This is a genomic window from Desulfosporosinus sp. Tol-M2 (genome assembly GCF_059735615.1).
Window position 1 is genome coordinate 44,945 of record NZ_JCAIJG010000038.1, and the last position, 13,799, is coordinate 58,743.

Annotated in this window: 13 protein-coding genes; all 13 read right to left on the reverse strand. The window is 44.6% G+C overall.

Going from position 1 to position 13,799, the window contains the following annotated elements; genetic code table 11:
- Nucleotides 1–54 precede the first annotated feature (54 nt).
- The 13 genes from AC6I5A_RS02265 to AC6I5A_RS02325 all read right to left on the reverse strand — a co-directional run bounded on the left by AC6I5A_RS02265 (nucleotide 55) and on the right by AC6I5A_RS02325 (nucleotide 13,402).
- The gene (locus AC6I5A_RS02265) at nucleotides 55–897 is read right to left on the reverse strand and encodes a PHP domain-containing protein (protein WP_034611275.1); all 843 of its coding nucleotides are present in this window, start codon (nucleotides 895–897) and stop codon (nucleotides 55–57) included.
- A gap of 36 nt (nucleotides 898–933) precedes the next feature.
- A complete protein-coding gene (locus tag AC6I5A_RS02270) occupies nucleotides 934–1,887 on the reverse strand; it encodes a dipeptidase (RefSeq protein ID WP_034611276.1) in 954 nt (317 codons plus the stop codon).
- A 105-nt stretch (nucleotides 1,888–1,992) separates the two neighbouring features.
- Nucleotides 1,993–2,253 carry a stage V sporulation protein S gene (locus AC6I5A_RS02275; protein WP_034611278.1) on the reverse strand — a complete coding sequence of 87 codons (261 nt, stop codon included), beginning with the start codon at nucleotides 2,251–2,253 and terminating at the stop codon, nucleotides 1,993–1,995.
- Between the two features lie 179 nt (nucleotides 2,254–2,432).
- The gene (locus tag AC6I5A_RS02280) at nucleotides 2,433–3,215 is read right to left on the reverse strand and encodes a TIGR00282 family metallophosphoesterase (protein WP_034611279.1); all 783 of its coding nucleotides are present in this window, start codon (nucleotides 3,213–3,215) and stop codon (nucleotides 2,433–2,435) included.
- A gap of 21 nt (nucleotides 3,216–3,236) precedes the next feature.
- Nucleotides 3,237–3,749, reverse strand: coding sequence for a hypothetical protein (locus AC6I5A_RS02285; RefSeq protein WP_034611281.1), 513 nt, complete (start codon nucleotides 3,747–3,749; stop codon nucleotides 3,237–3,239).
- 164 nt (nucleotides 3,750–3,913) lie between these two features.
- Nucleotides 3,914–5,461, reverse strand: coding sequence for a ribonuclease Y (rny, locus tag AC6I5A_RS02290; RefSeq protein ID WP_034611282.1), 1,548 nt, complete (start codon nucleotides 5,459–5,461; stop codon nucleotides 3,914–3,916).
- Nucleotides 5,462–5,727: 266 nt separating this feature from the next.
- On the reverse strand, nucleotides 5,728–6,282 hold the full coding sequence (locus AC6I5A_RS02295; RefSeq protein ID WP_497900436.1) for a regulatory protein RecX: 555 nt from the start codon (nucleotides 6,280–6,282) through the stop codon (nucleotides 5,728–5,730).
- Nucleotides 6,263–7,303, reverse strand: a complete 1,041-nt coding sequence (recA, locus tag AC6I5A_RS02300; protein ID WP_034611285.1) for a recombinase RecA — start codon at nucleotides 7,301–7,303, stop codon at nucleotides 6,263–6,265. Before recA ends, AC6I5A_RS02295 begins: the two co-directional genes overlap by 20 nt.
- 259 nt (nucleotides 7,304–7,562) lie before the next feature.
- Nucleotides 7,563–9,167, reverse strand: coding sequence for a DEAD/DEAH box helicase (locus tag AC6I5A_RS02305; protein ID WP_497900435.1), 1,605 nt, complete (start codon nucleotides 9,165–9,167; stop codon nucleotides 7,563–7,565).
- The gene (locus AC6I5A_RS02310) at nucleotides 9,157–10,428 is read right to left on the reverse strand and encodes a competence/damage-inducible protein A (RefSeq protein ID WP_034611288.1); all 1,272 of its coding nucleotides are present in this window, start codon (nucleotides 10,426–10,428) and stop codon (nucleotides 9,157–9,159) included. Before AC6I5A_RS02310 ends, AC6I5A_RS02305 begins: the two co-directional genes overlap by 11 nt.
- Before the next feature lie 135 nt (nucleotides 10,429–10,563).
- The gene (locus tag AC6I5A_RS02315) at nucleotides 10,564–12,042 is read right to left on the reverse strand and encodes an AAA family ATPase (protein ID WP_034611290.1); all 1,479 of its coding nucleotides are present in this window, start codon (nucleotides 12,040–12,042) and stop codon (nucleotides 10,564–10,566) included.
- A 15-nt stretch (nucleotides 12,043–12,057) separates the two neighbouring features.
- Nucleotides 12,058–12,576: a hypothetical protein gene (locus AC6I5A_RS02320; protein ID WP_034611291.1), complete on the reverse strand. Its 519-nt coding sequence runs from the start codon at nucleotides 12,574–12,576 to the stop codon at nucleotides 12,058–12,060.
- A 328-nt stretch (nucleotides 12,577–12,904) separates the two neighbouring features.
- Nucleotides 12,905–13,402 carry an SH3 domain-containing protein gene (locus AC6I5A_RS02325; protein WP_034611293.1) on the reverse strand — a complete coding sequence of 166 codons (498 nt, stop codon included), beginning with the start codon at nucleotides 13,400–13,402 and terminating at the stop codon, nucleotides 12,905–12,907.
- Nucleotides 13,403–13,799: the final 397 nt, after the last annotated feature.

Sequence of the window (13,799 nt, forward strand, 5' to 3'; positions counted from 1 at the left end):
CGCCCCCCGACTCAATCTGCCCTAGTATTCTATGCCGGAAGAGCGAATTATAAACTAATTGCGCCGAGCTAAATCGAGAATTTGCCGGAGTACATCGAGAGACACGCCCCAACCCCCAAGATTCACGCCAGGTTTACATGCTTCCCCGTGAAAATCAGATCCTCCCGTCGTGAGTAAACGATACTCCTGCGCGATCTGAAGATATTTCTTTTCATCGTCCGGGCTGTGTTGAGAGTGTCTGACTTCAATCCCTTGCAAACCTGCTTTTACCCAGTCCGGAATTCCTTCTTCTAAACGAAGCACTCCTGGGTGGGCAAGAACCGCAACACCTTGCGCTTCCCGTATTAAGTGAATCCCCTCTTCCGGAGTCAGTTTATAGCTCGGAATATAAGCCGGAGCCCCTATCCCAATGTAGCGGTCAAACCCTTCTTTTACGTCCCTTACATACCCCCGTTCGATGAGTGCCTGGGCAATATGCGGGCGTCCGATGGATTCTCCTTGAGCAAACTGCTGAACTTCATCAAATGCTATTTTAATCCCCAGGTCCTTGAAACGGCCTAAAATTTTCAGAATGCGTTCTTCACGCGCATTGCGCAAATCTCTCAGCTTATCGGTTAAGTAATCAGATGAACTATCCAACTCATAGCCCAGGATGTGAACCTCTTTACCATCCCAATTTGTGTTCAACTCTATCCCTTTGAGAATCTGTATATGATAGTTTGCGCCGGCTTCCTCAGCCTCTTGCCACCCCTGTATCGTATCATGATCTGTAATGCCTATTCCTTTTAAGCCTACCTGCGCCGCTAATTGAACAAGTTCGGCTGGTGATAATAATCCATCAGACGCTGTCGTATGGCAATGCAAATCTGCTTCATATAGGTCAAATGCCGAATCCACACTTTAACCCCTTTTCCACGGTAGTTTACTTACTTTTTACTTTAATACATCGGACAACAGGCGCATAAAATTGCGACCCATAATCTGCTCAACTTCCCGGGTGGAAAAACCTGTTTTTATCAAATCGTCCGGCAGATAGGAATAATCCCCAACATGCCCAAGTCCTTCCGGCGTTTCATCGATGCCGTCAAAATCCGAGCCTAAGCCGACCGTTTCAACCCCAGCAACCTCTGCAATATGGCAAATATGGCGCACTACATCGTCTCGAGTCGCTACGCCCGTCTCTTTTAAAAAATGGGGATAAAAGTTCACCCCAACTACGCCTTTATGTCTTCCCAAAGCACGGAGTTGTTGATCTGTTAGATTTCGAGGATGAGCACAAAGAGCTTTTGCACAGGAGTGTGTTGCTGCAATGGGATCCTGGGAAACCTCTAAGACATGCCAAAATCCCGCTTCATTAAGATGAGAAACATCGACAATCATCCCAAGTTTATTCATACGCTGCACAACTTCCTGACCAAAATTCGATAATTTGAGCTGAGTATCCGCTTCGCCAACACCGGCAGCCAAAGCATTACGTTGATTCCAGGTTAAGCCTAAAGCTCTAACCCCAAGCTTGAAGATAACATCCAGCATAAAGAGATCTTCTCCCAGAATTTCTCCGCCCTCTACGCTCAGCAGGATGCCCAGACAAGTTGGGTCAGGTATCTGCTCCAAGTCAAGTTTTCCCTGAACGAGGTAAACTTGGTCCAAATTATCCGCAATAAATCGATGTGCTCCTTCTATTAGTTGTAACCCGCGCTGCAAAGACCTATCCGGTTTATACTTCATCTCGATAAAGGCTGCTAAAAATTGCAGAGCTACGCCAGTACGCCTGGCCCTTTGGATATCCCAATGCCCTCCTGCTGATGAATCCTTAAGGGTCCTATCGTTATTTACATAATTAATTAAACTATCACAATGTCCGTCCACTATATAGGAATTTTTCATACTTCTTCTCTCCTCGTACAATATATTTTCTACTAGTCAGAAAATATACATAATAAACACCTGTCCGCTATTGAATAAAGCAAACAGGTGCTCCTATGACGACGCTTAACGTGGCTGGACAATTAACTTAATAGCAGTTCTCTCTTCTCCGTCAATTATGACGTCTGTAAAGGCTGGAATACAGACTAGATCGACTCCGCTCGGCGCCACAAAACCACGCGCAATTGCTACTGCTTTTATTGCTTGATTGAGAGCCCCCGCTCCAATGGCTTGTAATTCTGCGCCGCCTCTCTCGCGAAGAACTCCTGCAAGAGCTCCTGCAACTGCATTCGGACTAGATTTAGCTGAGACTTTTAATACATCCATAGATACATCCTCCTGCTCGAATTTCGTTTACAAGTATTACCACAACTTTGAGTATATGTATTCGAGAGCGCACAGACAAAATCCTCTATTGCTGCAAATAGTTTTCACATTTCTTTCCAAGGGAGACAGGGAGATGGTTCTCTTGTCTCCTATTCGCGCATCGTACATCGTGCCTCGATTTAAACCTCTGCAAACTTTTGAACCGTTTCAATCCGACGGGTTTTTCCGGATTTTTCATCGATGTCTAGGACCACAGCATTAATCTGTATGGGACCACTCGCCACTTCGAATTTTGCCGGAAGTTGGGTCAAAAAACGATTAATAATAATTTCTTTTTTAACTCCCAAGACTGAGTCCCGTGGTCCTGTCATACCGACATCGGTAATATATGCTGTCCCCTGATTAAGCAGGCGAGCATCGGCTGTTTGAATGTGGGTATGGGTACCCACTACGGCGCTTACCAAACCGTCGAGAAACCAGCCCAAAGCGACTTTTTCTGAAGTTGCCTCAGCATGGAAATCAACAATAATTATCGGGGTCTCTTGTTTGATCTGGCTAATACAGCGTATAGCGCCACTGAAGGGATCCTCGAGCGGCGGTAAGAAAACTCGTCCCGAGAGATTAAGGATCCCTATCTTGATACCCATTGCTCGTAAAAATCCATATCCTTGTCCCGGTGCCCCCACCGGATAGTTCGCGGGACGAACAAGTCTTGGTTCATGATCGATAAAATTCATGATCTCCCTTTGATCCCAAACATGATTACCCATCGTCAGAAATTGAATCCCGTTATCAAAAAGTTCCCCGGCAACTTCTTTGGTCAATCCTTTTCCTGCCGCGGCGTTCTCGGCATTGGCAATCGTCACATCAATTTTATATTCCAATTGAATGGTTTTCAGTAATCGTTTAACCGCTTCTCTGCCGGGTTTCCCCATAATATCTCCAATAAAAAGAACGTGCAACGAACGTCCCTCCCTTTAAAACTAGCTCTTGAATACCAATACCCGACCTTCTTCACGCAAGGCAACCAGGTTCTTATTCAGATCTGCGCTATGGATTGAATACAACATATGGGTTATCATCTCCTCCTGGAAAATCTGCTCAGCTTCAGGCAGATACAGTTCATCATAAAGCAACTGATTTCTATATTTCCCCTTAATCAGTTCAACTATAAGGCCCACTTCACGTTGAGTTATACTCTCTACATCCCTGGTTACCGTAATCACACAAACGTTTTCCTCACTTTGGCAAGCAAGCTCGAAAACTCGCATGGTCTGTCCTTCAAGATAGTGAAAGAATTCCAACGCAGGTTTTAGAATTTCTTGCAGAGCTGAGACCTCCTGGTGTTGCCGGATCATAAACGTGAATTTAAGAGCATGCTGTTCACGCCAATAGTAAACCGACCCCACCTCTACGTATCTCAATAGGATTGAGCTCAATAGCTCTACTCCATCTTGAACCTGTCCAGCATATTTATGTGATAAGTTACTTAACACCCCGGTTTCGGCCCCCTCTTTTACGCTGTCCTAATCATACTAATTATTCGTCATCAAGCTGTAATCTCCTGCTCAAAAATCTTCGCATAAAGCTGGGCATATTTAGGAGAGGCACTCTAAAATAAGAAACAGGCGATCCGCAGGATCGCCTGTTTCTTATTTCACTATTTTGCAAAATCAACCGCTCGAGTCTCACGGATCACCACAACCTTAATTTGTCCTGGATATTCAAGTTCTTCTTCAATCCTCTTACTAATCTCCCGTGCAACGCGGGGAGCAAGCACATCGTCAATCTTGTCCGGTTTAACGATTATGCGAACTTCCCGTCCGGCTTGAATAGCAAAGCACTTTTCAACCCCTTCAAAACTCTCGGCGATCTCTTCGAGTTTTTGAAGACGTTTAATATACGTCTCCAGGGTTTCCCTGCGTGCTCCCGGGCGAGCTGCCGAAACCGCATCTGCGGCAGCCACAAGGACTGCGACTATAGTTTTGGGTTCAACATCGTTATGGTGAGCTTCAATAGCATGAATAACATCACTGGATTCCTTGTGCTTTCTGGCAAGGTCAACTCCGATTTGAACGTGTGTTCCTTCCAGATCGTGATCAACAGCCTTCCCAAGATCATGTAACAACCCCGCTCGCTTGGCAAGCGGAATATCTATACCTAATTCCGCAGCCATCAAGCCTGCTAAATGAGATACTTCAGTAGAGTGCTTCAGGACATTTTGTCCGTAACTTGTCCGGAATTTAAGCCGTCCCAACATACGAATTAATTCCGGATGCAGCCCATGCACACCTGTCTCAAACGTTGCCTGTTCCCCTTCTTCGCGGATCTTTTGGTCCACTTCTTTCTGAGCCTTTTCCACCATTTCTTCAATCCGCGCCGGGTGAATGCGGCCATCGGCGATAAGTTTTTCCAAAGCAATGCGCGCCACTTCACGGCGTATGGGGTCAAATCCCGATAAAATCACGGCCTCAGGGGTATCATCAATGATCAGATCAATCCCTGTCAGGGTTTCCAAGGTACGGATATTACGTCCCTCACGGCCGATAATTCTCCCTTTCATTTCGTCACTGGGCAACACCACAACGGATACGGTCGTCTCGGCCACATGATCCGCTGCGCAACGCTGAATTGCTAAGGCGATAATATTTTTAGCCCGTTTTTCCGCTTCTTCCTTGGCACGAGTCTCAATTTCCTTAATCAGGATCGCCGACTCATAACGAACTTCTTCCTCAACCCTTTTCAGCAGTAACTGTTTGGCTTCTTCTGAGGTCAGGCCGGATAAACGCTCCAGCTCAGCTTGCTCTTTGCCCACAAGCTGGTTTAACTCTTCTCTTTGATCTTCTACTTCGCTTTCTTTGCGATGCAGATTTTCTTCTTTGCGTTCCAGCGACTCAATTTTACGGTCCAAACTCTCCTCTTTTTGGAGCAAGCGCCGTTCAAGCCGTTGAAGTTCGTTTCGCCGTTCGCGAGTTTCCTTCTCCACTTCGTTGTGAATATGCATGGCTTCTTCTTTAGCAGCTACGATAGATTCCCTTTTCTTGCTTTCAGATGCCGAATGGGCATTTTCAATAATCCGTTTTGCCTCTTCTTCTGCGGATCCAATGCTTTTTTCTGCAGTATTTTTCCGAAACAGCCAACCGACAAAGACACCCAAACCTAACCCTACTAAAATCGCAACTAAACCAGTAAAAAATAACTGCAGCACACGTGCACACCTCCTTTTTTTTCTATTATCCCATTAAAAAAACTGGTTTTCAAAACCAGTCACATTAAGCATAACCTTAAAGACGGGAGTCCTCCCCCGTTTCCTACAACTCTCGTAAGTCAAAAAACCGTATATTTTAGCTGACTACTACGAAATCTATAAGAAAACCTTTTAAGGTTAAAATCTTAACAAAGACAGACCTCTACTCCGATTTTAATATCATTTGCAAATAATGTCAAGCTTGTCTTGTCCTAAACGGGTGCATTTTATACACTTGGGTCTACTGTACCATCGCCCCCATTATTAATGGTTTGAATCTGAAAGAGTGCGTTCTTCACCATATCAGAGGGATACCCACGTTGAACAAGCTTCCGGGCAACTTTTTGCTGAAGCAATAATTCACGTGGCAGTGACTTCTTAGTTCTATCCTGATGAATTTTTTGATCCCAACGCTTACCCTCTTCTACCCACCATCGTTTGGCAAGAGTTAAACACTGCTGAAACTCAGCATCGCTGGAATACGTTAGTCTCAACGCTTGCTCAACCACTTGGGGTACTAACCCTCGATTTTGCAAATCCCGGAGAACCCTTCGTCGTGAATAACGTTTAAGTCGGTTTTTCGAAACCGTCAAAGCCAGTTCCTGGTCGTTGAGGTAACCCAATTCCTCCATTTTTTCCAGCACTTCATGAACTTCCAAGCTTTCATAGCCCTTTTCCATGAGACGGGTTTCTAATTCATAATGGGTCAGAGCCCGGCGTGATAAATAATTCAGTGCCACTTCCCGGGCGCTTTTATGGGTTTTAGAGCTCAAGCGAACCATCATCTTCCACTGCTTCGGTTGTGTCTGCTAATGTGTTGATACTCGCCCGGATCAATAGTTCCAGTTTGTCGGCCATCTCCGGATGCAGCTTGAGGTATTCTTTGACGTTCTCCCGGCCCTGCCCTAACCGTTCTCCGTTAAAAGAGTACCAAGCCCCTGCCTTGGTAACAACTTCCATTTCAGTGCCAATATCCACGATACTTCCTTCACGGGAAATTCCTTCCCCGTACATAATGTCGAAGTCTGCCAATTTAAAGGGAGGCGCAACTTTATTCTTAACTACTTTGACCCGGGTTTTGTTTCCGATTATATCCTGCCCTTGTTTTATGGCTTCCTGCCGACGTATATCCATCCTGACCGTGGCATAGAACTTAAGCGCTCGTCCACCGGTGGTTGTCTCCGGACTACCAAACATAACGCCTATTTTTTCACGAATTTGATTAGTAAAAATTACACAAGTATTGCTCTTGCTAATAGAGCCTGTTAACTTTCGCAAGGCCTGAGACATGAGACGAGCATGCAAGCCGACATGATTGTCTCCCATTTCCCCCTCAATCTCGGCACGGGGAACCAAAGCAGCGACAGAGTCGATCACAATGACATCCACAGCGGCACTGCGCACAAGAGCCTCACAGATTTCCAACCCTTGTTCTCCCGTATCCGGCTGCGCAACAAGCAAATCTTCGATATTAACCCCCAGGGCCTTTGCATAGACAGGATCGAGAGCATGCTCGGCATCAATAAAAGCAGCCACTCCGCCCATTTTTTGGGCTTCTGCTATAATATGGAGCGCCACGGTTGTCTTACCCGATGACTCCGGTCCGAAAATTTCAATAACCCGCCCGCGCGGCACCCCTCCAACTCCTAGGGCCAGGTCTATCGCCAAGGAACCTGTCGGGATAACCTCAACAAACATTCCCGCTGTAGATTCCCCAAGTTTCATAATCGAACCTTTGCCAAACTGCTTCTCAATCTGAGCAAGGGCAATATCAAGTGCTTTCAGCTTATTCGTTTCAGCCATTCCGTTTCCTCCTCATATTGGTAAATAACGCATTTTCGCGTTTTGGCAAAACATCTGTTCGGTTTATTATAAATGTACCTCTCGATACTTGTCAATTTGTTTATGTTTCAACCGACAGTATAACCTGTTATGTGACAAACTTATTTGAGGTAAAGAGCTAACCCACCGGTTAGCTCTTTACCTCATCATGATATTATCAGGGTAAATGATTCTAAAGAAGCGTCTATTCAAATTCCTTTCTTAACTGGAAAAATCAGTGTTAACGGGCTTTGGCCGGTTCAATATTTACCCTGCGCCCTTTGATCATTGCCTTATGCATACAACTCAAAACTCTGGAAGCATATTCAGTTGGAACCTCGACAAACGTAAATTTATCATAAATATTTATCATGCCAATAATGTTGCCTGGTATGCCACTTTCATCTGCAATCCATCGAATGATATCCTGAGGGCGAATTTGTTGCACCCTGCCGATGTTCATAAAAAACCGTACCATTCCCTCTGCGGCTCCGGTGTTTTGAAAATGAATACCCTCTTGTTCTTTGTCTTCAAGGCGTTCTTCGGCATTCACTCCCTCGACCGCGAACTTTAAGGCAGCTGCTGCCACATCAGTGGAATCGTATTCCTCGAGCAACTCACCGACAATCGCCCGATAATTTCCCAAACGGTTACTTTGGATTAGTTTCAGGAGTTGATTCTTCAGATTTTCCGCCTGACGTTCACTGATGTCAGCCAGTGACGGAAGTTCCTGGCGACGGATTCTAGTCTTAATAAGATTTTCAATCAATCGAAGCTGCCGGTATTCCTTCGGTGAAATCAGAGTTATGGCCACCCCTTTACGTCCAACCCGCCCGGTTCGTCCAATCCGGTGCACATAAGAAACCGGATCCTGCGGAATATCAAAGTTAAGGACATGGGTTACATTATTTATATCCAAGCCCCGGGCCGCAACATCGGTTGCTATCAATAATTCCGTCTTCCCGTCTCTGAATCGTTTCATGACCCGATCCCGTTGTTGTTGGCTCAAATCCCCATGTAACGCACCCGCAAAATATCCCCTGGCTTCCAGAGCTCCGACCAGTTCATCCACGCCACGTTTTGTGCGACAAAAAATAATTCCTTGCCCAATATCCTCCAGATCAATAATCCGGCACAAAGCATCGACTTTAATACTTTCCCTGGTCTCATAAAAAACCTGCTCAATTTGAGGCACGGTTAGTTCATCCCGGCTTACGGATACGGAACGAGGATTTGTCATATAAGTTTGAGCCAATTTACGAATTCCCGGCGGCATTGTTGCTGAGAAAAGCATAACTTGCCGACCTTCAGCGGGGACTTCCTTTAAAAGACTCTCAATATCATCAATAAAGCCCATATCCAGCATTTCATCCGCTTCGTCCAGTACCACTGTTTTCACACGTTGAAGACGAAGTGTACCCCGATTTAAATGATCTAATAACCGTCCCGGAGTTCCAACGACCACCTGATATCCCATACGCAAGGCACGAATCTGACGATCAATAGGCTGTCCGCCATAAATTGGCAGTAGTTTGACATGCCGATACTTTCCGATTTTGGCTATTTCCTCGGCAACCTGGATCGCCAGTTCACGCGTAGGGGTTACGATCAGCGCCTGGACCGCTTGGAATTTAGGATTTGCCTTTTCGATAATTGGAATTCCAAAGGCGGCTGTTTTCCCGGTCCCTGTCTGGGCTTGTCCAATAATGTCAAGGCCTTCCAGAGCCAGCGGGATAGCTTCTTCTTGAATTGGGGAAGGCTCTTCAAATCCCATTTCTGACAGAGCCTGTAAAACCTGCTTACATAATTGATTATCTCCAAAGGTTTGTAACCGTTCAACCATCACCTGATTGTATTCTCCTTTCGCTGTTTAACATATGCACTCGCACCCTATTAAGTGCCGCTTGAACGGTCAGCTGACGAACAGACTCCCGTTCTCCGTAAAGCTGAATTTTTTCTGCTTGAATACCTTCAGGCGCAGCTAAGCCAACGTAAACCAGACCTACCGGTTTCTGGGCACTGCCTCCGTCCGGACCCGCGATACCCGTAGTTGAAATAGCCAGATCCGATCCCGCTTTTGAGCGGATTCCTGCGGCCATTTCCTTAGCAACCTCTTCACTCACAGCACCATATTTATTAAGGCTTTCTGCACTTACCCCCAGTAAGCCTTGCTTTAGTGAATTAGCATAACTAACGACCCCACCCAGATAAAATTCGGAACTGCCCGGTTCTTGAGTAAGGGCAGCACCCAGTAACCCTCCGGTACACGACTCTGCCGTTGCAATAGTTAACTGTTCGTTTTTCAACAGTTGTCCTACTATGCCAATCATGGTTTCCTGATCCCGGCCAAATACTTTGTTTCCTAACCGCCGTCGAATTTCTTCTTCTGTCCGATTTAAGACTTCTTCAGCCTCCTCGCTTATTTTCGAGCTTCTCACCACCAAGCGAATGTGCATTTCAGCCCGTTTGGCAAGTAAGGCCATAGACAAGTTTGGCAGGCCCATCAAATCAGCCAGTACTTCCTCAATTGCCGATTCTCCCATACCAAACACCTTCAGGACGCGTTCGTTCATCCTTTCGACATCCGGTTCGATTTTTTGCTGCAGCACCGGCCAAACATAATTATCGAACATCGGGGTCATTTCGAACGGAGGACCCGGCAATATAATAACGGTTTTACCGTTTTTTTCAATGATGGCGCCAGGAGCTGTTCCTATGTGATTTGGCAAGATTTTTGAACCCTTGGGAAAATAGGCTTGTTTCTCATTGTTCAAAGGCATAGGAGCTTTGCGGCGACCAAAGAACTGTTTAATATGTTCTAAACTGGAGGGGTCCAACTCCATCTTAAGATCCAGGACTTTGGCGACAAGTTCCTTCGTCAAATCATCAACCGTCGGACCTAATCCTCCGGTTGTCACGAGGAGATCTGTTCGCCCAATCGCCTGACGCAAAACCTGCTCCAAACGTTCGGGGTTGTCCCCGATCGTCGTATGATAATCTACTTCAATGCCCAAAGCGGACAGTTTTCCTGTCAAGAAGTGAGCACTCGTATTGAGAGTTTCGCCCAGTAATAGTTCAGTCCCGGTAGAGACAATTTCAGCCTTCATACAGTTTATCACCCTCCTAATATCAACGCAAATCTTCAACTATTATACACCAGTATACACCTGATTAGTTATTTCTCGCTAAACCCATTACTAATCTTTCCCTCAGGGCAAAAAAAATAAACCCCTAAGAGAGGTTCAGACCGCAAGAGCTTCATTTTGTAAAAATATTCGCAAAGTATCTCCACTCAAGGTTTCCTCATCCGCCAAAATCTCGGCAATCCTCAGCAAGACATCTTTATCGTTCTTAATGGTCTTCTTCGTTCGTTGTTCGAGATCAGCCAAGATAGCGCGCGTCACAGGTTGGCGCTGTTCGGCGCTCAAGAGGGAAACATCTGTAACCCCTAAAGAAGACATCCCGGCAAGAAGCAGCTTTTCCACAAGATTCAGAGCTAGTTCATAATCCCCCATAGCGCCTGTACTCCTCATGCCCAGAATCTCCTCCTCCGCCAGTGCCCCTGCCAAAGCCACCATAATCTGCTCTTCCAACATCACCTGGGTATACAGATATAAATCGTCCTCCGGGTAATGACGTACATATCCCAAAGCGTTTCCCCGTGAACGGATGGAAATCTGAGCAACCGAGTTAGGTCGGACCTTTTCCGCAAGCAAGGCATGTCCACTCTCATGGATGGCTATACGCTTTAATTCCTCTGCAGATGGTTTTCGATCAAGTTTCTCTCCCAACATCACTTTCTGAACTGCTTCATGAAAATGATGTTCATTAATTTCCCTCGCCCCTTCACGCAGGGCAAAAATCGCCGCCTCATTTGTTACACTCTCTAAATGAGCTCCTGAAAAACCGAAGGTTTCGTGGGCGATTTCTTCCAGATTAACCTCTTTGGCTAACGGTTTATTTTTCGTGTGGATTTTTAAAATTGCCACTCGACCTTCTTTATCCGGTAGATCAACTTTAACCTGCCGGTCAAAACGTCCCGGTCGAAGTAAAGCTGTATCCAAGGCTTCCGGGCGGTTCGTTGCTGCCATTACTAAGATAGGGAACCCCGGCTCCGCCTTTAAACCGTCCATTTCAACTAATAGTTGATTAAGGGTTTGGTCATACTCATGATGGGAAACGTTACTGCCCCGCTTAGCCCCTAAAATATCCATCTCATCAATGAAAATTATCGCACTCTTTTTCTTTTCCTTCCGGACCATTTCCCGTGCTCTGCGAAACAGGCCGCGTACCCGTTCCGCTCCTACTCCCGCATACATCTCGACAAATTCACTGCCGGATACCGATAGGAAAGCCGAATTGGTGTACCTGGCTGCAGCTTTGGCTAATAACGTTTTCCCTGTGCCCGTCGGACCAGACAACAATATTCCTTTCAACGGACGAATCCCTAAGGCCTTCATCCGATCAGAGTAAAGTAAAAAATCCAACGCTTCCTGAAGTTCCTTTTTCGCGACGCTCTGTCCCCCGATGTCCTCAAAATTGATTGCCGTGGTGGCTATGGACACCCCATTGCCATTTTTTAAAACTTGACGTGAGAGAACAAATGTCCAAACTAAATAAGCCCCCACAAGGAGCAACCCAATGGGAAGCACGTTGTATCCCATGACCTGTAGAAAGGCGAAGACCCCTACCCCCAAGCCGATCAAGATATCCAGTTTCACGCTCTCCGCTCCTTTCTATTGTTTTTCAGTCGCTAAATATTTCACTTGCCCACGCCGTTCAATCACTTCCAGCAGTTGCGCATCACCTTGATTCAAGACCACGTAAATGGCATCATTGTCTATTTCCAATTCAAGCTGTATGCCTGCTTTTTCAGCTTGGTCTCTAGCCTTTTGTTCCATTTCCGTAAAATTACCCTGGGCAATTCCTTCTTGCAAGGCAAACTGCATTTGACCAAATACTTTCTTTAGAGCATCATTATTTTGGTCCAGGAAGCGAATCGGTACATTACCGGCCAATTTTTGGAGTGCAAGGCTAGCTTGACGAAGGTTCGTAAGCTTGTTTGTAACCACATCCAGCTCTTTCACGCCATTATTATTCACAACTTTTGCGGAAACGACGCCAGGGATTTGTTGACTTTGCCGCAAGACAGAAACATCCTGCCACTTTTTCTGATAGACAACTTTACCCCCCAGTAACAAGCCAAATATCAGGAAACCAACCAGGCTGATCAGCAGTATCCGTTGTTTCCCCATCTTCTTCCTCCATTATGACGCAATTATTCATTTAATATCGACATTATATCACGGAGCATGTCAGTTGGAGAAAAGATGTTGTACCCAAATAAGCCAAAAAAAGACAATAAATTTATCCCTCAATAAAAATAAGACGATAAAGAGCACGATTCTTTGTGCCTACCGTCCCATTCTCAAAAAACAAGTGGTAATATCAGCGAAGCTATCACTAGGGGCAAAGTAAATGATGTTATATGAAAAAATGTTTATACATCGTTTTATTCTTTTGGTCGTCAGTAATAGCCTCAATTTTACTCGTCGTTAATTTATTATTGTTCCTCAGCTATTTTTATTTTGGAAAATTATATTGAATCTCCGACTGTTGTATCCAACCGTCTTCTAAGCCTCCAACAAATCTACAATATGCCCACTCATTTTCTCTTTTAAAAATGCTAATAGCACCGGTTACATCTGTAGCGGAAATTACTGACTTTTTGTTAGGTTCAGTAAAAACACTAACAGTACCTTTGATAAATCCCTGATTTGGTGTAATATCTTCAAAACTTGTACTGATATTTTCTTTTGGAATATACCCTTCTTCTGCCGGAGGCACAAAGCAGACAGTTTGAACAAAAACCCAAGAATTCTTGATATCAATAACTTTTACAAGATTTCCTTTATTAAGCTTAATATTTGCGTTAGAAGAACTTGACGGATTCTCTTTTAAATCTGTATCTCTACAGATAATTACAGTACTGCCAATCGTAGGTTTTTCTGTATTGATACTATTATTTACAAGATTTGAGTTTGCAGAATTGTTATTTGATGTATTACATGCGGTAGTCATAAATAATACTCCGACTAGTACTATTATTGTATTAATAATTAGACTATATCTTCTAATCACAAAAAATCACTCCCTTTATTTAATACTATATCACAAAAACGCACAATATTTGAGCTTGTAGAAAATTATGAAAAGCCACCTCCTCAATATTAATTATAAGAAATGGCTTTTCAATATATACCATCAAGAATCCATTTTTCTGATTACTCTTAAACATTCGGCAAGCTACTTGTCTTTGTTATTTAAGTAATGACAATAAACTATTTTATTAATACTATATTTAAACATCTTCGTTAATATTTAGGCGCCTAATTGAATGATAAGAACCTTGAACATATGAAGCAGTTCTTGTTGTATGGGCAACTCGATCATAGCTATTTAGCTTCCCGAAATCTAT